The sequence below is a fragment of the Psychrobacillus sp. OK028 genome (genome assembly GCF_900103605.1).
Taxonomy (GTDB): domain Bacteria; phylum Bacillota; class Bacilli; order Bacillales_A; family Planococcaceae; genus Psychrobacillus.
The window spans coordinates 166,672-188,641 of sequence record NZ_FNHY01000005.1 but is presented as its reverse complement, the minus strand read 5'-3'; the positions used below and the strand labels follow the sequence as shown (position 1 = coordinate 188,641).

Here is a 21,970-nt window from a genome sequence, read left to right as displayed (position 1 = left end):
GTTTGGACAAGAAAGTAACTGGAAACAGCAAAGACGAACAATTAGCAGAATTCCGTGTGGACGATCAAGGACAAGCAATGACGACAAATCAAGGATTAAAAGTATCCGAGGATGAGTTTTCTCTAAAAGCAGGAGAACGTGGACCAACTTTAATGGAAGATTTCCATTTCCGTGAAAAGATGACGCATTTTGACCATGAACGTATACCAGAGCGAGTAGTACATGCTAGAGGCTATGCGGCCCATGGAGAGTTTGAATTATATGAATCAGCAAGTGAATTTACCAAAGCGAAATTCCTACAAACACCTGGTACTAAGACCCCTGTTTTTGTAAGGTTTTCTACTGTGGCGGGATCACGTGGGTCTGGTGAGTTAGCGCGGGATGCTCGAGGATTTGCAACTAAGTTTTATACGGAAGAGGGAAATTATGATTTAGTCGGAAATAATATTCCAGTCTTTTTCATTCAAGATGCTATTAAATTCCCAGACTTAGTACATGCTTTAAAACCAGAGCCACACAATGAAATTCCACAAGCAGCTACTGCCCATGATACATTTTGGGATTTTGTTGCAAACAATCAGGAGACAGCGCATATGGTCATGTGGGCAATGTCGGATCGTGCAATTCCACGTAGCTTCCGTATGATGGAAGGGTTCGGTGTCAATACATACCGCTTCATTAATGAGGTAGGTAAGTCCCATTTTGTTAAATTTCATTGGAAGCCTTTACTTGGTACCCACTCCGTTGTATGGGACGAAGCACAGAAGTTAAATGGTAAAGACCCGGATTTTCATCGTCGTGACCTTTACGATGCGATTGAAAATGGCGATTATCCAGAGTATGAATTTGGTGTTCAACTAATTGCAGAGGAAGACGAATTTAAATTTGATTTTGATATTTTAGATCCTACTAAACTATGGCCAGAAGAAGAAATCCCAGTAAAAATCCTAGGGAAGATGACATTAAATCGTAATGTAGATAATGTATTTGCCGAAACTGAGCAAGTGGCATTCCATCCAGGAAGTGTTGTGCCAGGAATAGATTTCTCCAATGACCCTCTACTTCAGGGACGTTTGTTCTCTTATACAGACACACAGTTAATCCGTCTCGGTGGACCTAATTTTCACGAGCTGCCGATAAACAGACCTGTTTGTCCATTCCATAATAACCAACGTGACGGATATGGGAGACAATCAATTAACTTAGGCAGAGTGAGCTACCACAAAAACTCTCTAGCTGGAAATACTCCCACACCTGTTAGTGAAGCTGAAGGTGGATATGCACATTATCAAGAGAAAATCGATGGACGTAAAGTTCGTGCCAGAAGTGAGAGCTTTAAGGACCATTTCTCACAGGCAACATTATTTTGGAATAGCATGAGTGATCCGGAAAAGGAACATATTATTAGTGCATTCAGCTTCGAGCTAGGTAAATGTAAAGAGCTGACTGTACGCCAACAAGTAGTAGAAATGTTCGCGCACGTAGATTTGGATTTAGCGAGTAAGGTAGCGGAAAATTTAGGGCTTGTCGTGCAAGGGGTAAGTACTTCCCATACTACTAAATCTTCACCGGCACTGAGTCAACTGAATACGACTATGACTCCACAAACACGTAAAGTTGCTGTTCTAGTCGGCGAAGGGTTTGACGAGAATTTGGCTACAATTCTAGCAGATTTAAAAGCAGGCGGAACAATGCCAGAAATTGTGAGTGACCATCATGGGTCGGTCATTGGAGCAGATGGAACGCTGCTACCGGTAGACCATACTTTCCTAACCGCTGATTCTGTATTGTTTGATGCAGTTTATGTGGCAAGCTCTCAAGGCAAAACGGCTATGTTTGAAAAAGAGGCTTCTTATTTCATCAAGGAAGCTTATGCGCATTTCAAACCGATTGGTGCTACATTTAGCGGGGAGCAACTAGTCGATAATCTTCACTTTACTGGTCAAGCTGGCGTTCTTTCCAAAGAAACTGGCAAGAGCTTTGTAGATAGTTTCCTGAAAGCTATTGCTACACATCGTTTTTGGAACCGAGTAGTTTAACATTATTGGATTAGGCATGTCCTATTAGGGCATGCCTTTTTTACATAGAATAAGTTAAAGAAAGAAAAAAATTAGCGTATAACAAATGTAATTATTCTCTTATACTGGAAGTAAGGTTATGGTTGGAATAAGAAAGTGTTATGAAGGAAATCAAAGGAGGAAATTTCATGCACTACGTAATAATTGGTGGGGATGCAGCAGGGATGAGTGCGGCAATGGAAATTGTACGAAATGATTCAGGGGCTCGAATAACGACACTGGAAAAAGGTCATATATATTCATATGGACAGTGTGGTTTACCATATGTGGTAGGGAAACAAGTAGCCTCTTCAACAGACGTTATAGCTCGAAGTGTAGAAATGTTCCGTAGTAAATATGGTATCGATGCAAAAACAGGATATGAAGTGACGCAAGTAGATCCCAAAAATAAAACGGTGTCAGGGGATATCCTACAAACGAGAGATAAGTTCATCTTAAATTATGACCGTTTACTAATCGCAACTGGTGCTACCCCAGTTATTCCGGAATGGGATGGTAGTCATTTGTTAGGAATCCATACGATAAAAACGATTCCTAATACAGAGGCGATTATCGCAGATTTAGAAAATGTTCAACAGGTTACAATAATTGGTGGAGGATATATAGGATTAGAAATGGCCGAAAACTTTGAGAGTATCGGGAAAAAGGTGCGTATAATTCAAAGAGCCAATCAGCTTGCAGGTATATTTGATGAAGATGTGGCTTGTCTTATCCATGAACATGCAAAGGCTAAAGGTGTGGAAGTAATATTAAATGAAGAAGTTCAATCATTTTCGGGAGATACTCGAGTACGCAAGGTAATAACGGACAAAGGGAGCTATCCGACTGACTTAGTTTTAGTAGCTGTTGGAGTTAAACCAACAACTGACTTCCTAGAAGGTACTGGTATTCAAATGCACTTGAATGGAGCAATCATAGTAAATGAATATTTAGAAACGAATGTGGAAAATATCTATGCAGCGGGAGATTGTGCTACTCATTTTCATCGTATTAAACAATTAAATGACTATATCCCTTTAGGAACTACTGCTAATAAACAAGGGCGATTGGCTGGATTGAATATGATTGGTCAAACCTATGAATTTAAAGGGATAGTAGGTACATCCATCATGAAATTTTTTGATTTGGTTCTGGCAAAAACTGGATTGTCCGAGAAAGAAACAGAGCAACTTGGTATTTCATATGACATACATGTTCAGGAAGCGACAGATATTGCAGGTTATTATCCTGGTAAAGAAACGATGCATATGAAATTAATTTATCGTAAGGATGATCAACTACTTTTAGGTGGTCAAATTATTGGAGGGAATGGTGTGGATAAAAGGATTGATGTATTAGCAACAGCACTTTTTCATCGCATGACCTTTTCCGAGTTATTGGATCTTGATCTTGCATATGCCCCTCCGTTTAATGGTGTATGGGATCCGTTACAGCAAATGGCGAAACGAAATACTACGAAAAAATAAAAAAGGAATATTGACAATTCAAATTTTGTTACATATACTAAGAAAAATCAATTAGTAACAAGCGAAGAAAAGGACATGAATCATTTATAACTTTCTTATCAGAGAATAGGGTCACCGACTGAAAGCCCTTAAAGAAAAGCGAATGATTTACCACCTTGGAGCAATTATGGGGAACACATTTATGTAATTATCCATAATCGGGAAACCGTTATCTTGTATGAGCGCAACCGTTTTTTTGACGTTGCAAATTAGGGTGGAACCACGACCACACTCGTCCCTTTACCGGGATGGGTGTGGTCTTTTTGTATTTTAATATTCAAGCGAAGAAGAGGACATGAATCCTTTATTATTTTCTTATCAGAGAATGGGGTCACCGACTGAAAGCCCCTAAAGAAAAAAGAAGGATTTACCACCTTGGAGCAATTATGGGGAACACATTTATGTAATTATCCATAATCGGGAAACCGTTATCTTATTTGAGCGCAACCGTTTTTTTGTGTTGCAAATTAGGGTGGAACCACGACCACACACGTCCCTTTACCGGGATGGGTGTGGTCTTTTTTTGTTAGGAAAAATTTATGGTTAAAATGGAGGAATTAACATGTCAGTTAAAGAAGAAAGAGTTAGTCATCAAAATTTAGGTCAACGACTAGAATTATTTATGTCGATGGAGGAAGCACCAGGAATGCCGTTTTATTTACCTAAAGGTATGGTATTACGCAATGAACTTGAAAATTTATGGAGGGAAAAGCACCAACGGGGAGGATATCAAGAAATTAAAACTCCCATTATGATGAAGCAAGAGCTTTGGGAAAAATCAGGGCATTGGGATCACTACCATGAAAATATGTATTTTGCAGATGTAGATAATCAAAAATATGCGATTAAACCAATGAATTGTCCAGGCGCGGTATTAATCTTTAATAGTAAGCGTAGAAGCTACAGGGAGCTCCCTGTTCGATATGCGGAACTTGGTTTAGTCCACCGTCATGAACTATCAGGTTCATTGAATGGATTATTACGTGTTCGAGCATTCACTCAGGATGATGCCCACCTATTTGTTTTGGAGGAGCAGATTGAAAGTGAAATAGCGAAGGTACTTGACCTTGTAGATGAATTTTATTCAGAATTTGGATTTAGCTATAAAGTTGAGCTATCAACTCGACCAGAGAATTATATGGGATCAGTAGAAGTTTGGGATCAAGCAGAGAAAGCCCTTGAAAAAGTTCTTCAGCAAAAGGAGGTAGAATACCAAGTAAATGAGGGCGATGGAGCATTTTATGGTCCGAAAATTGATTTTCATATATTAGATGCACTAGGACGTAGCTGGCAATGTGGCACTGTTCAGCTCGACTTTCAAATGCCTGAGAAGTTTGGTTGTAATTATATCGACGAGGACAATCAATTACGACAACCCATTATTATTCACCGTGCGATTTACGGATCCATTGAACGATTCATAGCGATTTTATTGGAGCACTTTCAGGGGAGTTTTCCACTGTGGTTGGCCCCGGTTCAAGTTAAAGTACTACCGATTTCCGATGCACATAGTGAGTATGCAGAGGAAGTAAAACAACAACTTGAGCAGAAGGGATATCGAGTGGAGATAGACAGTCGAATAGAGAAAATTGGATTAAAAATTCGTGAAGCAGCTATGCAAAAGCATCCTTATATGCTCATTATAGGAGATCAGGAAAAAGAAAATAATGCAGTTTCTGTTCGAAAACATAAAGTAGGTGTTTTGGGAGAAATGAGTATTTCAGCATTTATAGAAGAAATAAATCAGGAGAAGAAAATATGAATACAAAATACATCTCATTTCAACAAGGATTTTCGGCAGTATATAACGAATGAATCTATTACGGAGGTCGGTGAATGGGAAAGTGGATATTATTATTGGGAGGTCTCGCTATTCTAGCCGGTAATGCCTGGGGAATCTACACTATGTATCAACCGAGGGTAGGGCCAATTGGAAATGGAGAAATTGCGAACTATATTTGGGTCAGTATTTTTTTTGGCTTTTTAGCGGGTTTAATAGCTATTGCTCAATTTGTAGTTTTACTTCTTTATGATAGTCATAAAAAGAGGTTTCCAAAATTAGAAACAGAACGATTTTTTTTGCGACAGATTGAAGCTAGTGATGCAAAAGAAGTATTTCGCTATTTTTCAAAAGACGAGGTCACAAAGTATTATGATTTGAATACGTTTAAGGACATTAAGGAAGCAAAAGTATTAATAAAAAATTGGCAAAGGCGCTATCACAAGAAAGAGGGATTTCGGTGGGGAATTGCTTTAAAGCAAGATAATAAGATTATTGGTAGCTGTGGTTATCACAATTGGGAGAAGGAACATTTTAAAGCAGAGGTTGGTTTTGAAGTGACTCCAGAGTTTTGGCGACAAGGTGTTATGACAGAGGTTTTACAACCAATTTTGCGTTACGGTTTCGATACAATGGAGCTGAATCGAATAGAAGCACTCTATGATCCAGAAAATGTCGCATCCCAAAATACATTGGCCAATGCAGGCTTTGTTTATGAGGGGATATTACGAAAGTCAGCATTTGAAAAAGGACATTTTTGTGATGCTGCAATTTGCTCCTTATTAAAAGAAGAGTTTGTACAGTAGTGCAAGCTCTTTTATTTCATAAGATACATTTTGAACATAGAGAGGGGAGTGAGTCATGAAGCAATCATTACCACAGGAGGTATATCAATTGATGCAAGCTTTTTTGCATTTATTGAATACATATTTCTCAAAGGATTTAATAGAAGGGGTCTATATTTATGGATCTACTGCATTAGGGGCTTTTGAACAGGAAAAAAGCGATATTGATTTTATTGTATTATTGAAGCGAACAGCAAACAAACAAGAAATAGAAATTCTAAAGGATATTCATATTCAATTAACTAATGAAAACCGCGGAGCAAGGTTAGATGGAATGTATATATTAAAAGACGATTTAGGAAAAACTAATGATACACTAGCTCCTTATCCTTACTGCTCAGATGGGTGTCTAGAGATTGGTCGTTGGGATATTAATCATGTAACCTGGTGGGTACTAAAGGAGTATGGAATTGTACTACAAGGAACACCAATTAAAGAGCTAAATATTGCAACTATATGGGAAGACGTCGTCAATACCTTAAAATATAATATGAATGAATATTGGTACAGCAAAGTGAAAGAAGTGAGAATTTCAGTTTCGGATGAAATGGTGGAATCCATCACCACAACTATATGTAGGATTCTTTACTCTTTAGAAAATAGAGAAATTATTTCCAAGAAAAGAGCATTGGAAACAGGCTTAAAGACCTTGCCTGACCGTTGGCATCTTTTATTGAAAGAAGGATGGAGAATACGTATGTCTGGGCATCCACAATCACTGTTTGAAACAGAAATTCTTCGTGCAGAAGCTTGTCGAGACTTTGTTTTATATGCACATAAATTTTGTGAGGAAAGTTATTTTTTGGAGGGATAAGGATGGAATATAGGCAACTAATAGCGGAAGATGCAAGTGCATATTGGGAGTTAAGATTAGAGGCACTGCAAAACAGTCCAGAAGCATTTGGTACTAGCTATGAAGAAGCGATTCAACGGGACAATCCAATTGAACGAGTGAAGAACAATTTTAAGATAAAAGGGAATTATACATTTGGGGCATTCGATCAAGACAAATTAATCGGAATGGTCACGCTTGTACAGGAAAGTAGCTTGAAGATGAAGCATCGTGCTAATATTTTCGCAATGTATGTAAGTCCAACTGGCAGAGGAAAAGGTATAGGCAAAGCTTTAATGGAATTGGCAATCATACAAGCAAAAGAAAGTAAAGAGATTGAAAAGATAAACCTATCTGTCGTATCAAGTAATGAAGCAGCAAAGAATCTGTATCTTCAATTAGGTTTTAACGTATTTGGGAAAGAAGAGATGGCATTAAAGGTAGGAGAAATTTATTATGAAGAACTGCATATGGAGTTAATCTTGAAATAAACGTAAAGGGGCAAAAGATATGAAAGAACTAACTAAAGAGATAAAGAAATTCCGAGACGAACGAGGTTGGGGAGAAAATCCTGATGCACGCAGCCTAGCTATTTCGGTCTCATTAGAAGCAAGTGAACTATTAGAGCATTTCCAATGGGTTAATGCAGAGGATGCGATCAAAAAAGACAAACAGGCAATTGCTGATGAAGCAGCTGATGTATTCATTTATCTTTTACAATTTGCTGACGTTCTTGGAATTGACTTAATAGAAGCTGCACAGCAAAAAATGGAGAAAAATGCTTTGAAATATCCTATACATACATAATTTTTAATAGCAGGATGCTTAAAGAAAAACGTTAACCTTGTCATTGGTTAACGTTTTTTCTATGCTTTAACCACTGAGCTAATGTAACCAATAATAGCGCAGCAATTGCCCCGGATGTATCTAACATAACATCTTGGAAAGAAGCAGTCCGACCGCTTGTAAAAGATTGATGATATTCATCTGCACCGGCAAGTAACATAATAATCACAACTACTGTAACCTTACGATACTTAAATCTAGGCAACGCAATATAGATGGCTAATGCAATTATTCCAAAATAAATGAAATGTGTACCTTTTCTTATTAAAAACTCTACAAAAGCGTAGTACCCACGTTCCTCCACCGAAACGGCAATACCCCAATATGGAATCTGAATAAGACTGAGAAAAGACTCTAATGGTTTGTTAGGAAGCCATGCCTTTAAGATCTCCTGCAGCGATTGCTGTTCAGCTGTTTGTCCTGATGCCAAAAATACAACAACCAGTAATAGTAAAAGAGGGATAAGTTTTTTCATATACTGACATTAGCATAAAAGGTGCTAATTTTCACGAATAATAAAAATTGTCCTGTTGTTATCTATTATTTAATCGGTATCCAAATTTCTGAATAACAATTTGCGCTAGAAGGATCGTCATCGGAATACACTTCTAGCTCTGGTGTTCCTGCTGGCTCATACGGATTGGAAGGAAACCACTCCGAATATATTTGTTTCCATGTATCCTGCATAGCATCTGGCATAGGACCGTGTACCTCGAACATAACCCACTTAGAAGCTGGAATTGTAATAGCTGATAAGTTTTCTGGTACTTCGCCTACATGATCAGTTGCAATCCAATAATCAATTAAGCTATTCTCTTGGTATGCTTCGTCTGCAACACAAACCCCGAGTACACCTTCGATTTCTCCATTGTTTAGTTGGAACAACAAATCATCTGTACCATCTGCATTTACATCATCCCAAAACAAAGGAATACCTCGTGTGTTTTCTCCATTCTTGCAGTTATACGTTCTTTTCACTCCGACAGCTTGAAAGCTTTCTTTTTCGATAATCTTATACTTCATCGGTTCTGCCCCCTTTAAATTGACTTGAATGATCAGGCGATTATAGGAATTTATTTTCCCTATCTTTTTTCTTGCTTCACTAGGCGTTATCCCGTGTTGTTTACGGAATGCTTTTGTGAAGGATTCAGGAGTGTCGTAGCCGTATTTGAAGGAGACATCGATTATTTTATTGTCCGTATTCAGCAATTCTTGCGCTGCTAAAGTCAGTCGTCTTCTTCGGATATAGTCTCCGAGGGACATATCCGTTAAGATAGAAAAAGTACGTTGAAAATGAAAAACAGAAGAATTAGCCTCCTTTGCAATTTGTTCCATTGATAAATCCTCTAGTAAATGATTCTCCATATAGTTTATTGCTTGTTGAATCGACTCTACCCATCCCATTGGCTTCACTCCTTATATGCATCTTAATAGAAGGTCTGAAAGTTATCCTGTCATTTTGTGCGGACCTTGGACGGTTTAGTTCTCTGTAATTAGTTGGGTAATTTCTTTAGGACGTACATCCAGTGAGGATAGGTCTTTAATGTCTAACCATATAGGCTCGTAGCCACCTCTGTGAGGAGATGGATCCGTATATTCTTCGCCAATTCCTGGTCCAAATTTTCCTCCTATTATATCTGCTAGGAAAAAGTGTTGCGTGCCACTCTGTTCGAGTATTTTAAAAGGACGCTGTATTCTAACATGAACACCTATTTCTTCAAACGTTTCTCGAATAGCTGCTTGCTCCGGAGTCTCACCTTTTTCTAATCCTCCGCCAGGATATACATAGTACGTCATATGAGGTTTCGTTCGTTTTATGAGTGCTACTTGGCCATTTTCAATAATGATAGTTGCTCCACGATCTCTCATTTTTTTTCACCATCCTATGGAAACTAAGTATCTTATATTATATATTGAAAGAAGATGAAGATGATATGAAAAGGAGCACTAAAATGGAAATTTTGAATATCCAAAAGCGATCTGATTTGTTTGAGGAGTCAGTAGAAATGTTTTGGGGGCAGTGGGGAAATGAAACGAACTATGATTTTTACAAAGACTGTATGATACATTCAAGTATGGAAAAGGATGCTTTACCAAGATTTTATGTTGCTGTAGAGGACAATGAAATTATTGGTACATATGCATTACTTCGGAATGACATTAATAGTAGACAAGATTTATTTCCATGGTTAGCCTGCTTATATGTGAAACCGACATATAGGGGGAGGTCTATTGGTAAAATTCTATTAGAACACGGGCTAAATGTGACTGCAAAACTAGGATATGAAAAACTATATTTAGCTAGTGATTTAGAAGGGTACTATGAAAGCTATGGTTGGGTGAATTCAGCTGTTACTTACGGTCCCTTTGGAGGCTCAATTAAGGTTTATGAAAAAATGACATAAAGATTTAAAGAGGAGGAGCTATCTAAATGATAGCTCCTCATGTTGTTTATGATCAATTATCAATGTGGTTTAAAGGATATTTTTAAAATTTGTCTAATATTATGAGTAGAACATATTAAGGAGGGGTTGAATGGAGAAAGGTGAACTTCTTGAAAAGCGTATAGAGCAATTAGAAGAAAGGGTTCGATTTTTAGAACAGCAAATACATACGAAACCGAATATCTCTCAGCCAGTGAGACCTATCATACAGCAGCAAGAAGAAGTAAAACAACCTGTTGAATGGGATGTGCTAATCTTCCAGAAAATACTGCCTCCTCTATTTATTATCGTATTTATAATGGGAATAATTTGGGGATTCAAAGCGGTGTCGGATTACGGTTTTTTACAACCAACCGTAAAAGTAATAATTGGTTATGTCGTTGGTTTTGTATTAATTGCATTAGGTATATGGCAAATTAAAAAAAGTCGAAAGAATTTAGGGCATATGCTCCTTGGTGGGTCTATTCCTATTTTAATGTTGACCACTTTTGCCATGCATCAGCTCTATAATTTATCTGGACCAACGGTAGCTTTTGTTTTAAATCTTATTTGGATCACGTTAGGAGTATTCTTGACGTATAAGTACCACTCACAAGGAATTGGAATTGTTGCTGTAGTTGGAGGGGTATTTGTTCCTTTTCTTATTAAAAGTACATCACCAAATATTCCGTTGTTTTCTTTTTACGAGACTGTACTTTTTACAGTATTTCTATGGATAGCCCTAAAATATTCCTACAAGGCATTATATTATATATCGGTTGTTTTCTTACAGGTAGCAATTTTAGTATTCTTTATTTTTGCAAATGTACCTGACGAATATAAATGGATTGCAATGCTTCCTATATTCGTACAACATTGTGCCTTATTGGTTAGTCTATTGAAGACGAAGCAGTTGTTAAAGGAACAAGCATATACGTTATTTTCTATTATGCTATTAACTGCTTTATGGATTCGTGTAATATTCACGGACAACGAAGCAACAGTATTAATGACAATTGCTACGCTCATCTATGGGATTTGTTATTATGTATATCAAAAAGATTCCATTCGTGCACCAATATTTATCGCGAGTGGGTCCGTTTCTTTGCTAAATATAATGCAGCTCCAAATAGAGAATCTACTATTTGAAGGAATAATAGGATTGAGCTTTATATACTTCTTCGTATATAAAAAGTTCAAACATTCTTTACACTTAATTCTATTGAGTATTAGTTATTTCATAGCTGTCTACTATGTGCTATCTATTGCAATTACGAGTTGGGTATCATGGGAAATGCTACACTGGGTAGTGTTTATAGTAGGTACAGTTTATGGAGTTTATTTGCTAGCTAGTATTTTTATAGAAAGAACTGTTTTAACTATCGGAGTATCATTTATCGCAGTTTTGATATTATACTTTTTGCATATGATTGCTGTCTTATTTTCAGGGGAAACAGGAAGTAATATGGAGCGGGTCATTACTAGTTCATTATGGATTTTCGTGGCTATACTATTTATGATATTAAGTCGTTTTTCATTTTCACAAGGCAAGTACGTCGGTGTCAGTATTTTGTTTGTGACATTAGCAAAAATCATATTGTTCGATATTTCATTTGTATCTGTAGCTGTTAAGGCCTCATTATTTATAGTTCTAGGAGTGGTTGGTCTACTCGTTTCAAGGGCTTATTATAAAAAGTAGCTATCGAGGGAGATTAACTGGACAAAATCGCTCAGAGACACTGTTACTTAACCCCCTTAGAAGGCTTAAATAAGGTTGAAAGAAAAGTTAAAGATTATCATTATTAATAAAACAAAAAAAGAGTATAAGGAATTGTCGTAACTAAAGCTTACTTGCTATAAAAGCAGAAAAAATTAAATTGATAAAGGAGCGTTCCACAGTATGGGGATGCTCCTTATTTGTCATTAACCATCATTTCAATAATTTGTTTTACATATTTAATCGTACGTTCATGAGCCTCTTTTGGAGTGTAATAAGCACGATTATTTAACAAATTTGAGAACATTCCTTGCCAAACTAAATTGGTAAGTTCATTTAATTCTTCCGCTCTTTCTTCGTTTAAAATTCCAGCTTCGACCATTCCGCTTAAAGCAAAACGTCCACGAGAAGAAATATTACGGTCAAATAATAGTGGGTGTAGTTCTTCTGGTATTTCTAATAAGTCTGAAGGATAGAGTTCATAGTAACGCTCTAGTAAATTACCTACATGTTCCCCCAAGTCCATTAGAAAAACAGCGTTGAAAATGTCCGGATTTTTAAAGGAGTATTCACTATAACATTCCCAAGCAATAAGATACTTTTGGATAGGATCGTCTTGTTTTTTCATTTCTTTAGTTACATGCGTTAAGTATGGTTTTAGAAATTTGAAGGAAGCAAAGAAAAGAAGATGAGAAAACTCGCTAAAATAGTTATAGATTGTAGCGCTATTATAGCCAGCTTTTTCAGCAACACTTCGTATTGTTACTTGCTGTATACCTTCTTCTTTTATTAACTCCTCGGTTGCATCAATAAAATAAGTCCACATTCTTCTTCTTTTCATCTCTTTTTTTTCCATATCATATCACCTAACTTAAATAAAATAATTTTCAGAAAATATATTGCTGCATTAATTATACCATGATACAATGTCGAAGTATTCTAAAAATAATCATGATTATTTTTTAATCGTGGTTAGAAAAGGGGAAATAGTATGGAGAAAGAAATGGGGAAAGTTAAGATTGATTCATTGGTTTTTTGGGCATCACTTATTGTTATTGCAATAGCAACAGTAACATTAGTTGTGTTTAGAGAATCGGCAGAACCATTTATGAATAGTATCTTGACTGGTATTACTCGGCAACTAGATTGGGCTTTTCAATTCCTAACTTTTGGTCTGTTTGTAATGTTAATATGGCTTGTTTTTAGTAAATATGGAAAAGTGAGATTAGGAGAAGAAAAACCTGAGTTTTCGACTTTCAGCTGGGGAGCTATGCTCTTTTGTGCGGGGATGGGCACAAGTATAATGTTTTGGTCTATGATGGAGCCTATTTACTATTATATTGGACCACCATTTGGTATAGAGCCACAAAGTAATGAGGCAGCAAATTGGGCAGTTGCGTATGGTATGTTTCACTGGGGGATTTCAGCATGGTGCCTGTATGCAATGCCGACAGTAACTATCGCCTATTCATTTTTTGTTAAAAAGAATCATTCTCTAAAAATAAGCACTGCATGTCGTGGAATTCTAGGTAAGCATGCAGATGGTTTTATTGGTCAAGTAATCGATATCTTGGTTATCTGGAGTTTAGTTGGTGGGCTTGGAACTTCTCTTGGCTTAGGTGTACCAATGGTATCTAATGTAATTGGCGAAGTGTTTGGTGTAGGACAATCCATGAAGCTGAGCATAGTAATTATCGTCATTTGGACGATTATCTATTGTGCAAGTGCTTATATGGGATTATATAAAGGTATTCGTAAATTGAGTGATTGGAATGTGTATATGGCACTGGCACTTGCTGTCTTTGTATTAATTGCGGGTCCAACCCTATTTATTCTTTCTTATTTTACAAATAGCTTCGGGATCATGGCACAAAACTTTGCGATGATGAGTTTTTATACAGATCCAATTGATAAAAGCGGGTTCCCGCAAGCCTGGACAGTATTTTATTGGGCTTGGTTTGCAGCTACTGCACCGTTTATGGGACTTTTCGTAGCAAGAATTTCGAGAGGCCGTACAATTCGTGAACTAATAACACATATTTTGTTATGGGGCTCTTTAGGAAGTTGGATTTATTTTGGGGTATTCGGTGGATATACGATGGACCTTCAATTGACTAACAAATTGAATGTAGTAGATATTTTAAATAATGATGGAGGACCTGCTGCGGTAGTGGCAATCCTAAAAACATTACCTTTTAGTGAGTTAGTTTTACCGTTCTTTATAGTTCTTGGATTTATTTTCCTAGCTACTTCATTGGACTCCGCTACTTATATTTTATCTGCTATTGCAACTAAAAAGTTAGAGGGAACACAGGAACCAGCCCGATGGCATCGGATGTTATGGGGGGCAATTTTAGCTTCTATTTCGGTTGCACTTTTATTAATTGGTGGATTAAAGGTTATCCAAACGTCTTCCGTTATTGTTTCGGTCCCAGTAATTATCATTTATGTATTGCTTGTAACTTCTCTAATACGTTGGCTTAAAACAGATTTTCCGAATGAAGTTGTTCAATACGTGAAGGAGGAAGAAAAATAATGGTTTTTAATGTTAGAGAAAGTACAAGATCGATAAAGAAAGACTTTCCTTTTGAAGTAGAAGTTACAGATCATATTTGGATACCCATGTCTGATGGAACCCGTTTATCTGCTAAGTTATGGATACCTAAAGGAGCCGAGCAACAGCCAGTGCCAGTTATTTTAGAGTATTTACCATATCGAAAAAATGAGTTCACTGCACTCCGTGACTCCCTTAGACATCCATATTTCGCGGGACATGGTTATGCCTGTGTTCGAGTGGATATGCGCGGAACAGGAGATTCGGAAGGAATATTATACGATGAATATTTAAAGCAAGAGCAAGACGATGCATTGGAAATTTTGGATTGGCTTGAAAAGCAAGAATGGTCTACAGGTTCTGTAGGTATGATTGGGAAATCATGGGGTGGATTTAATGGACTCCAAGTAGCTGCAAGGCAACACAGAGCATTGAAAACAATCATTACTCTATGTTCAACGGACGACCGATATGCAGATGATGTTCACTACAAAGGCGGGGCGTTACTTGCATCGGACATGCTCTGGTGGGCTTCAACAATGTTAGTATACAATGCTCGGCCTGCAGATCCTAAACATGTAGGAGATAGTTGGAGAGAAAATTGGTTAGAACGTCTTCATAAAACACCACCGTTTGTGGAAGAATGGATGCGCCATCAACGTAGAGATGAATTTTGGCAACATGGTTCTGTATGTGAAAATTATGATGATATTAAAATTCCTGTATATGCAGTTGGCGGTTGGGCAGATGGATATACAAATGCAGTTTTCCGTTTAATGCAAAATTTAAAAGGTCCTAAAAAAGGATTAATCGGACCATGGGCACATGAATATCCGGAAGTAGCAGTTCCAGGTCCGCAAATTGGATTTTTACAAGAATGTATCCGGTGGTGGGATCAATGGTTGAAGGAAGAAGAAACTGGCATTATGGATGAGCCTGCATTCCGCATATATATGCAAGACGCTGTACCTCCAGAAACGGATTATTTCGTTAGACCAGGTGAGTGGATTACGGAAGACGGATGGACAACTGAAAATGTTACGAACCAAACCTATTATTTTGGAAATCAGCATTTAGTTGAAACACCAAATACCGGAGTAGAACTGTTAAAAACACAACAACAGCATGGTCTGTATGCGGGAGTCTTTTGTCCATTTGGTCAGGAGGGAGATATGGCATCGGACCAAAGTATAGAAAATGGATTATCTACAACATTTACAAGCGTTGAACTGACAAATGAACTTTCCATTTTAGGATTTCCGAAGGTTCAAGTTAAACTAAAATGTGATAAAAAACAAGCAAATATTGCTGTGCGCCTAAGTGATCTTTCACCTGAAGGAACTTCTAAATTGATCACCTGGGGTCAGTTAAACTTAACTCACCGAAATAGCCATGAGTTTCCAGAAGATGTACCCACTAACGAAGCGTTTACGGTAACGATTGAGTTGGATGCAATAGGTTATAAGTTGCCTGTTGGACATAAGCTTCAAGTGTCCCTTTCTCCAACTAGTTGGCCACATGTATGGCCGTCTGCTGAAGAGGCTACGATTGAAGTAATTAAAGATGAAGACTCAAAACTTATTTTACCTGTGTATAGTAAACCAAATGACATACAAGATATAATTCCTTTTGAACAACCTGAAACTGCAGAAGTAATGGAACGTGAAATCTTAAGAGAATCAAGCAGGACGAGAGAAATTAGACATAATACGATTACGAATGAGTGGATATTAGATGATTTTTCTGATGAAGGCTGTCGACGACTTCCATACAATGGCCTTGAATACGGAAGTGAAAATCGTAATGTTTATAAAATTGTCGAAGGGGATCCCTTATCTGCGTTTATTCAATGTGATTGGAAACTAAATGTGGGTAGAGAAGAATGGCAAACCCGCCTGGAATCAACAAGTACGATGAAGGCTGATAAGAATAAGTTTTATATTACAAATCACTTAATAGCTTATGAGGGAGAAAAAGCTATTTATGACGAGCTTAAAACATTCGAGGTGGAACGTGATTTTGTGTAATGAATACATTTAAAGAAAGCTGGAAAAAATGTGGATTCAATTGTACTGCTCATTATTGTTATTAATGTAACTTATATGACTCTTACTACGTTGAGATTAATTTTAGTTATAAAGGGTTATAGGGTAATAGCTTCATTTTTATCAATGGCAGAGGTATTTGTTTATTTGATGGGTTTAACGATGGTTCTAGATAATTTAGATAAGCCATTAAATATTATTGCTTATTGTATTGGGTGGGGTCTTGGTGTATATCTTGGCAGTATTATTGAAAACAGACTTGCTTTAGGGTATGTAGTATTTGAGGTTATTGTTGATTCCATAGAAATTGAACTTGCTAGTAGGATAAGATCCAAAGGTTATGGAGTAACATCCTGGGTTGCTGACGGCATGGGTGGGAAGAGACTTTGTATGAAGGTTTTAGCAAAAAGAAAAAACGAACAAAAGTTAAAAAACTATATAATGTCAATATCACCAAAGGCATTTATCATTTCATATGAACCCACTAGATTTAATGGTGGGTTCCTTGTGAAATTAACTGAATAAAAATTGTGAGTCATTATTCCTTAAGTGGAATAGGCTCTTTTTTTATTGTATGGTATTCTATTGTTAAAATTAGTAATGATGGGGTGGTAAGGTGGCAAAATACGAAGCGAAGACAAAAGAGACAGATGTGGATGTTATTGAATTTATCGAGGCGGTGGATAGTCCAAAGAAACGGGAAGATGCACACAAACTATTAGAAATTTTTGAGCAGACGTCCGGTTATCAAGCTAAAATGTGGGGACCGAGCATTATCGGATTTGGGAGTTATCATTATAAATACGCTTCTGGTCATGAGGGCGATGCTCCTTTAGTAGGTTTTTCACCGAGAAAAGCAAAAATCAGTTTGTATTTTGCAACAGGTGATACAACGCGAGAAGAGACACTCAAACGCTTCGGAAAATATACGACGGGAAAATCATGCGTATATATAAACAAAGTCGATGATATAGATGTAGATGTTCTAAAGGAAATGATTACCCAATCTATAGCATTTCTACAAGAATTATATCCGAATTAATAGCATTGTACTGGAAGTTAATGTATTTATTTTGCTAGTTTATATGGGTTTCATGTATAATATTACAGTATAAAATTTAGCTATGCGAAAGAGAGTGGGACTTATGGGTCGTAAGTGGAATAATATTAAAGAAAAGAAAGCTTCCAAAGACGCTAATACTAGTCGTATTTATGCGAAATTTGGTCGTGAAATATATGTTGCTGCAAGACAAGGTGAGCCTGATCCTACTTCTAACCAAGCATTAAAAGTAGTACTAGAACGAGCAAAAACATACAGTGTGCCTAAGCATATTATTGATAAAGCGATTGAAAAAGCAAAAGGTGGATCCGAAGAAAGCTTTGATGAGCTTCGCTACGAAGGGTTTGGACCAAGCGGTTCTATGGTCATCGTTGATGCACTAACAAACAACGTAAACCGTACTGCATCCGATGTACGTGCTGCATTTGGTAAAAATGGCGGTAATATGGGTGTTAGTGGTTCGGTTGCTTATATGTTTGATGCAACTGCAGTTATTGGTTTAGAAGGTAAAACTGCTGATGATGTACTAGAGATCTTGATGGAGGCAGACGTTGACGCTCGTGATATTTTAGAAGAGGAAGATGCAGTAATTGTCTACGCAGAGCCGGATCAATTCCATGCTGTGCAGGAGGCATTAAGAGCTGCAGGTGTGACAGACTTTACAGTTGCAGAGTTAACAATGCTTGCTCAAAACGATATTGCATTAGATGCAGACGCTCAAGCACAATTCGAAAAAATGATTGATGCAATTGAAGATTTAGAAGATGTTCAACAAGTTTATCACAATGTGGATTTAGGATAATCAAAGAAAATTAGGCTGTTTCAAAGTAATATTCTACTTTGAAACAGCCTTTTTATTGAACAATTATAATGAAACAGAAATAGAGCTAGAACGTCCAATGTTTTTAAGGAGTGTTTATTATTTGAATAGTAGAAAAATATTTAAACTTGGTATTGTCTTTGTTCTTACTGCATCTTTTTTATTTCCATTGAAGTCATTAGCTGATTGGGCATATGCATTTGTCGTATGGGATGACTACGTATATGTAATCACGACTGAACAGGTCAATGAGGTCGTTAAAAAAGTTGGTCATGTAACGAAGTATTCCGACAGAGAAGGAACCTACTCTGGTAATTTCTCAAATGCCTATCCGAAAGGAACTAAGTATTATTCCATCCAAGGGATAAGCACGGATGAAGCTATTGCTATACTGAAGGATGATGGAACATTTATTAAGGCGACGAGAGACGGGGAGTACGCTGGCGATAAATATGGAATAGACAATCTGAGTTCACCATTTTTTATTGGATTGTTTTTAATTGCACTCTTTATTGCTTTTATAAGCATTAATTTTAGTAGAAAGGGAGGACGAGATGAAAAAATTAATCGTTCTATTTATGATACTGTCCATCGTTTTGTTAGTGGGATGTTCGGAAGAAAATGAAACAATAGAAAAGTTGACAAGAGTAGACGTTTTTAAAGTAACTGAAGATGGTAATTATGCAGATGAAATAATTATCGCTGATCTGAATAAAGTCGAACAGTTAAGCCAAGCATTCGAACAGATTGAATGGGAAAGAAATGTAGTGCCACAAATGGCGAGAAAAGAGGATGTTAAAGCAGTTCTTTTTCTGGAAGATGACGTTAATATGCCTGAACGTTTAGTGGAGTATTATATTTGGTTTGAAGTTAACGGAACTTCTACGATTATTGAAGGCGACTCCTATGGGAGATTAGACGAAGAAGGAACAAGTAATTTAAAAAGTATCTTCGAATTTGAAGAGAAATAAACAGCCTTTCCTGTTTGTTGGAAAGGCTGTTTTATCTAATTTACTGCTGAATTTTTTCTGCGATAGTTCCATTGTTGAAATTGGAATCGGACGAAGCAACCGATGCAAAATCCTGCTATTGCGATGGATGCAGCTAGGCCGACCATGATAGTTGCGAAATTGAATAATAACAACCAGCTTAGGAAAAAGCTAATGCTAGCGACGAGTAAAAAGCCTACTGCCAACCACTGATTAAATCTAAGTTGTACATAGTCTTCTTGTATATATTGATTGGCAGGTTTAGATAAAAACCTTTTAGCCAAAATTAGTATTGGGTGAAAACCTATTAATAAACTCGATAAATTTGCGACTAACGGGATAAGTAAGGTCCACGCAGATTGAGTTATTAACGCAATGAGTACAGATAAAACAATTGTCCATTGATGGACCATTACAAGTGGTTTGGGAATTGTTTTCATTTTAAAACCTACTTTTCTTATTGGATTTACTTTATTATATGTCCAATTCAACAGAAAGTAAATAAAAGAACACACATCCAGACATATTTCCCGGGAAATCGACACAACATGATTGGAAACTACATTCTTAGAAGACCGCACAATAAAAGCAGCTCTTGGGGAAGAACTGCTTTCGAGGTTATTTGTTTTTTAATTCATTTATCTTCTTCGTTAATTCATTAAATTGTATATCTAACTTACTATATCTAGGGTCATTACTCTTTAAAAAACTAAGTTCTCCAAGCACGGCCTGTCGTTCTGTTTCTAGTGTTAATAGTTCTTTTTCAAGTAATGATTCATTGTTTTTATACATCCATTCGCTATAGTTCATTTCCACTTTTCGAATCGATTTATCTTCAAAAATAAGCAATTTGTTCGTTAACTTTTCTAGGAAATATCGATCATGTGTTACAAGTAAAATGGTTCCTGGAAAAGTAGATAGTGTCTTTTCTAATTGCTCACGGGAAGGAAGATCTAAATGGTTAGTCGGTTCATCTAACAGTAATACATCCTTTTGGTCGAGCATGAACTCCATTAACTTCAGCTTCACTCGTTCTCCCATGCTCATTGTTGAAATAGGTCGTGACCAGTGTTCTTTGGAAAAACCTAAGTTCGTCATGAGTGTTTGGATAAGTCCTCTAATCTCAAAATCAGTTGGTCCAAAAAATTCAAATGGCGTTTGTTCTTCAGGTAAGTCAAAAACAGTTTGACGTAAATAGCCAATATTCATAGATTCTGATTTCCAAAGGTCTCCTTGGAAGCTTTCTTCCCCTAAAAGCATACGGAAAAAGGTCGATTTTCCGCTACCGTTAGAACCTAATAATCCCACACGTTCCTTTGACTGAATGGTGAAAGAAGCGTTCTGTAAGAGTATTGTTTTACCGAACTCTTTTCTCAGATTTTTAGCTTCTATGACACGTTTACCTTTTTTCTTGTTTCCTTCTATGGAAAATGATACATCTTTTTCTTCGTCTGGTTTTTCTACAGTATTTTTGGTAAGTTCCAATTCTAGTCGTTTCTTTTTGGACCGTATCTGGACGTCCATTTTTTTCGCTTTAACCCTGTAATACTCTTTGTTGAATTCATGCTTAGTCGAGTCTGCATGAGCTTTTGATGACCAGTTTTTCAACTCAGTAATTTGTTTCTCGACCTGCTGTATTTTTGATTGTTGGGCGTCGTATAACCTTTGTTGGGTTAGGATTTTCTCGGCTTTTTTATCTCTATACGTCGAATAATTTCCAACGTATATCGTCAATTTTTTATTTTCAACTTCCCAAATATAATCAGCTACCTCATCTAAGAAGTAACGATCATGTGAAACTAAAAGGATTGTGCCATTGTAGGAAAGAATCTGTTTCTTTAAGAAGGCTAAGCTTTCTTGATCTAAATGATTAGTAGGTTCATCTAGCAATAAAACCTGAGAGTTCTCCGCAAATACACGAGACAGTCTTCTTTTCATCTTTTCCCCGCCACTTAGGTGGGCATATTCTCTTCCTTCTGGCACAGTCCATTTACTGAAGTAGGTCCATTCATCGTGCTCATATTCTGTTTGACTAAAGTGCTCATCTTCCTGTTGAAAGTAACTTATTGAGGGGGAATTCCCAATCCACTCTACCTTCCCACTAGCAGGAATTGCTTTATTGGAAAGAACGGAGAGTAACGAAGATTTACCTTCACCGTTTCCACCAACAATTCCAATCACAGCATCTGATGGAATATCTCCTTTTGCGTTCTGTAGTACTTCGTCGTCTCCAAAAATAATGCTTATATCATTTATTTTTCCTAATAATGTCATACTAACCACTCCTCTTGGAGGAATAAAAAAATCCCTCCGAATAATACGGAAGGATGTTGCTGACCATAAAAAATATACGAAAAAACGCTACACATTCATTAGTGTAGAGAAAATCAATCGTATCGTACTGAAAAATGGGCAGACTAATCCTATTTCCGTTTGCGCTTAAAATATTTTGTTCTGCACGAAGCAGCAAATATTA

22 protein-coding genes are annotated in these 21,970 nt (G+C 37.0%); 16 read left to right on the top strand and 6 right to left on the bottom strand.

From position 1 onward, the window contains the following. The first annotated feature begins 2 nt into the window (after positions 1–2). The 7 genes from BLR36_RS10610 to BLR36_RS10580 all read left to right on the top strand — a co-directional run bounded on the left by BLR36_RS10610 (position 3) and on the right by BLR36_RS10580 (position 7,847). Positions 3–2,039 carry a catalase gene (locus BLR36_RS10610; protein WP_254771374.1) on the top strand — a complete coding sequence of 679 codons (2,037 nt, stop codon included), beginning with the start codon at positions 3–5 and terminating at the stop codon, positions 2,037–2,039. Between the two features lie 167 nt (positions 2,040–2,206). Beyond that, a complete protein-coding gene (locus tag BLR36_RS10605) occupies positions 2,207–3,544 on the top strand; it encodes an FAD-dependent oxidoreductase (RefSeq protein WP_093061716.1) in 1,338 nt (445 codons plus the stop codon). 601 nt (positions 3,545–4,145) lie between these two features. After that, on the top strand, positions 4,146–5,345 hold the full coding sequence (gene thrS / locus BLR36_RS10600; RefSeq protein ID WP_093061715.1) for a threonine--tRNA ligase: 1,200 nt from the start codon (positions 4,146–4,148) through the stop codon (positions 5,343–5,345). Between the two features lie 74 nt (positions 5,346–5,419). Continuing rightward, entirely contained in the window at positions 5,420–6,169 is a 750-nt protein-coding gene (locus BLR36_RS10595) for a GNAT family N-acetyltransferase (protein ID WP_254771373.1), read from the top strand. Between the two features lie 55 nt (positions 6,170–6,224). Then, positions 6,225–7,022 carry an aminoglycoside adenylyltransferase domain-containing protein gene (locus BLR36_RS10590; RefSeq protein ID WP_093061714.1) on the top strand — a complete coding sequence of 266 codons (798 nt, stop codon included), beginning with the start codon at positions 6,225–6,227 and terminating at the stop codon, positions 7,020–7,022. Between the two features lie 2 nt (positions 7,023–7,024). Beyond that, complete coding sequence (locus BLR36_RS10585) at positions 7,025–7,531, top strand: GNAT family N-acetyltransferase (protein WP_093061713.1); 507 nt, start codon at positions 7,025–7,027, stop codon at positions 7,529–7,531. Between the two features lie 19 nt (positions 7,532–7,550). After that, positions 7,551–7,847, top strand: coding sequence for a nucleotide pyrophosphohydrolase (locus BLR36_RS10580; protein WP_093061712.1), 297 nt, complete (start codon positions 7,551–7,553; stop codon positions 7,845–7,847). Positions 7,848–7,887: 40 nt separating this feature from the next. Here the strand turns inward: BLR36_RS10580 and BLR36_RS10575 are convergent, their stop codons facing one another. The 3 genes from BLR36_RS10575 to BLR36_RS10565 form a co-directional block, all read right to left on the bottom strand. Continuing rightward, positions 7,888–8,361: a VanZ family protein gene (locus tag BLR36_RS10575; RefSeq protein ID WP_093061711.1), complete on the bottom strand. Its 474-nt coding sequence runs from the start codon at positions 8,359–8,361 to the stop codon at positions 7,888–7,890. Between the two features lie 65 nt (positions 8,362–8,426). Continuing rightward, positions 8,427–9,290 carry an AraC family transcriptional regulator gene (locus BLR36_RS10570; protein ID WP_093061710.1) on the bottom strand — a complete coding sequence of 288 codons (864 nt, stop codon included), beginning with the start codon at positions 9,288–9,290 and terminating at the stop codon, positions 8,427–8,429. A gap of 75 nt (positions 9,291–9,365) precedes the next feature. Next, complete coding sequence (locus tag BLR36_RS10565) at positions 9,366–9,755, bottom strand: NUDIX hydrolase (RefSeq protein WP_093061709.1); 390 nt, start codon at positions 9,753–9,755, stop codon at positions 9,366–9,368. Positions 9,756–9,838: 83 nt separating this feature from the next. Here BLR36_RS10565 and BLR36_RS10560 point away from each other — a divergent pair, with 83 nt between their 5' ends. After that, a complete protein-coding gene (locus BLR36_RS10560) occupies positions 9,839–10,291 on the top strand; it encodes a GNAT family N-acetyltransferase (protein WP_093061708.1) in 453 nt (150 codons plus the stop codon). Positions 10,292–10,421: 130 nt separating this feature from the next. Next, positions 10,422–12,008 carry a DUF2339 domain-containing protein gene (locus tag BLR36_RS10555; protein ID WP_093061707.1) on the top strand — a complete coding sequence of 529 codons (1,587 nt, stop codon included), beginning with the start codon at positions 10,422–10,424 and terminating at the stop codon, positions 12,006–12,008. A 214-nt stretch (positions 12,009–12,222) separates the two neighbouring features. On the opposite strand, the gene BLR36_RS10550 is transcribed toward BLR36_RS10555, so the two are convergent. After that, complete coding sequence (locus BLR36_RS10550; protein ID WP_093061706.1) at positions 12,223–12,882, bottom strand: TetR/AcrR family transcriptional regulator; 660 nt, start codon at positions 12,880–12,882, stop codon at positions 12,223–12,225. 135 nt (positions 12,883–13,017) lie between these two features. On the opposite strand from BLR36_RS10550, the gene BLR36_RS10545 reads away from it, so the two are divergent. The 7 genes from BLR36_RS10545 to BLR36_RS10515 all read left to right on the top strand — a co-directional run bounded on the left by BLR36_RS10545 (position 13,018) and on the right by BLR36_RS10515 (position 19,476). Beyond that, positions 13,018–14,562 (top strand): BCCT family transporter, encoded by a 1,545-nt coding sequence (locus tag BLR36_RS10545; protein ID WP_254771371.1) that lies wholly within the window; start codon positions 13,018–13,020, stop codon positions 14,560–14,562. Beyond that, on the top strand, positions 14,562–16,607 hold the full coding sequence (locus BLR36_RS10540) for a CocE/NonD family hydrolase (protein WP_093061705.1): 2,046 nt from the start codon (positions 14,562–14,564) through the stop codon (positions 16,605–16,607). Before BLR36_RS10545 ends, BLR36_RS10540 begins: the two co-directional genes overlap by 1 nt. Positions 16,608–16,637: 30 nt before the next feature. Beyond that, positions 16,638–17,150, top strand: coding sequence for a DUF2179 domain-containing protein (locus tag BLR36_RS10535; protein WP_093061704.1), 513 nt, complete (start codon positions 16,638–16,640; stop codon positions 17,148–17,150). A 91-nt stretch (positions 17,151–17,241) separates the two neighbouring features. Continuing rightward, the gene (locus BLR36_RS10530; RefSeq protein ID WP_093061703.1) at positions 17,242–17,667 is read left to right on the top strand and encodes a DUF1801 domain-containing protein; all 426 of its coding nucleotides are present in this window, start codon (positions 17,242–17,244) and stop codon (positions 17,665–17,667) included. 103 nt (positions 17,668–17,770) lie between these two features. Beyond that, on the top strand, positions 17,771–18,487 hold the full coding sequence (locus BLR36_RS10525) for a YebC/PmpR family DNA-binding transcriptional regulator (protein WP_093061702.1): 717 nt from the start codon (positions 17,771–17,773) through the stop codon (positions 18,485–18,487). 121 nt (positions 18,488–18,608) lie between these two features. Then, positions 18,609–19,130: a hypothetical protein gene (locus BLR36_RS18825; protein WP_175454040.1), complete on the top strand. Its 522-nt coding sequence runs from the start codon at positions 18,609–18,611 to the stop codon at positions 19,128–19,130. After that, positions 19,060–19,476, top strand: coding sequence for a hypothetical protein (locus BLR36_RS10515; RefSeq protein ID WP_254771370.1), 417 nt, complete (start codon positions 19,060–19,062; stop codon positions 19,474–19,476). The genes BLR36_RS18825 and BLR36_RS10515 overlap by 71 nt, the downstream gene beginning before the upstream one ends. Before the next feature lie 35 nt (positions 19,477–19,511). Here the strand turns inward: BLR36_RS10515 and BLR36_RS10510 are convergent, their stop codons facing one another. Both BLR36_RS10510 and abc-f read right to left on the bottom strand, forming a co-directional pair. Beyond that, the gene (locus BLR36_RS10510) at positions 19,512–19,934 is read right to left on the bottom strand and encodes a DUF4395 domain-containing protein (protein ID WP_093061701.1); all 423 of its coding nucleotides are present in this window, start codon (positions 19,932–19,934) and stop codon (positions 19,512–19,514) included. Positions 19,935–20,112: 178 nt separating this feature from the next. Next, the gene (gene abc-f, locus BLR36_RS10505) at positions 20,113–21,768 is read right to left on the bottom strand and encodes a ribosomal protection-like ABC-F family protein (RefSeq protein WP_093061700.1); all 1,656 of its coding nucleotides are present in this window, start codon (positions 21,766–21,768) and stop codon (positions 20,113–20,115) included. Positions 21,769–21,970: the final 202 nt, after the last annotated feature.

Excerpts from the sequence above, each read along its gene's own strand:
- BLR36_RS10515 (WP_254771370.1), top strand. The coding sequence starts at position 19,060 with ATGAAAAAATTAATCGTTCTATTTATGATACTGTCCATCGTTTTGTTA.
- BLR36_RS10580 (WP_093061712.1), top strand. The coding sequence starts at position 7,551 with ATGAAAGAACTAACTAAAGAGATAAAGAAATTCCGAGACGAACGAGGT.
- BLR36_RS10590 (WP_093061714.1), top strand. The coding sequence starts at position 6,225 with ATGAAGCAATCATTACCACAGGAGGTATATCAATTGATGCAAGCTTTT.
- BLR36_RS10565 (WP_093061709.1), bottom strand. The coding sequence starts at position 9,755 with ATGAGAGATCGTGGAGCAACTATCATTATTGAAAATGGCCAAGTAGCA.
- abc-f (WP_093061700.1), bottom strand. The coding sequence starts at position 21,768 with ATGACATTATTAGGAAAAATAAATGATATAAGCATTATTTTTGGAGAC.
- BLR36_RS10510 (WP_093061701.1), bottom strand. The coding sequence starts at position 19,934 with ATGAAAACAATTCCCAAACCACTTGTAATGGTCCATCAATGGACAATT.
- BLR36_RS10525 (WP_093061702.1), top strand. The coding sequence starts at position 17,771 with ATGGGTCGTAAGTGGAATAATATTAAAGAAAAGAAAGCTTCCAAAGAC.
- BLR36_RS10605 (WP_093061716.1), top strand. The coding sequence starts at position 2,207 with ATGCACTACGTAATAATTGGTGGGGATGCAGCAGGGATGAGTGCGGCA.
- BLR36_RS10575 (WP_093061711.1), bottom strand. The coding sequence starts at position 8,361 with ATGAAAAAACTTATCCCTCTTTTACTATTACTGGTTGTTGTATTTTTG.
- BLR36_RS10550 (WP_093061706.1), bottom strand. The coding sequence starts at position 12,882 with ATGGAAAAAAAAGAGATGAAAAGAAGAAGAATGTGGACTTATTTTATT.
- BLR36_RS10545 (WP_254771371.1), top strand. The coding sequence starts at position 13,018 with ATGGAGAAAGAAATGGGGAAAGTTAAGATTGATTCATTGGTTTTTTGG.
- BLR36_RS10555 (WP_093061707.1), top strand. The coding sequence starts at position 10,422 with ATGGAGAAAGGTGAACTTCTTGAAAAGCGTATAGAGCAATTAGAAGAA.
- BLR36_RS10595 (WP_254771373.1), top strand. The coding sequence starts at position 5,420 with ATGGGAAAGTGGATATTATTATTGGGAGGTCTCGCTATTCTAGCCGGT.
- BLR36_RS10560 (WP_093061708.1), top strand. The coding sequence starts at position 9,839 with ATGGAAATTTTGAATATCCAAAAGCGATCTGATTTGTTTGAGGAGTCA.
- BLR36_RS10585 (WP_093061713.1), top strand. The coding sequence starts at position 7,025 with ATGGAATATAGGCAACTAATAGCGGAAGATGCAAGTGCATATTGGGAG.
- BLR36_RS10570 (WP_093061710.1), bottom strand. The coding sequence starts at position 9,290 with ATGGGATGGGTAGAGTCGATTCAACAAGCAATAAACTATATGGAGAAT.
- thrS (WP_093061715.1), top strand. The coding sequence starts at position 4,146 with ATGTCAGTTAAAGAAGAAAGAGTTAGTCATCAAAATTTAGGTCAACGA.
- BLR36_RS10540 (WP_093061705.1), top strand. The coding sequence starts at position 14,562 with ATGGTTTTTAATGTTAGAGAAAGTACAAGATCGATAAAGAAAGACTTT.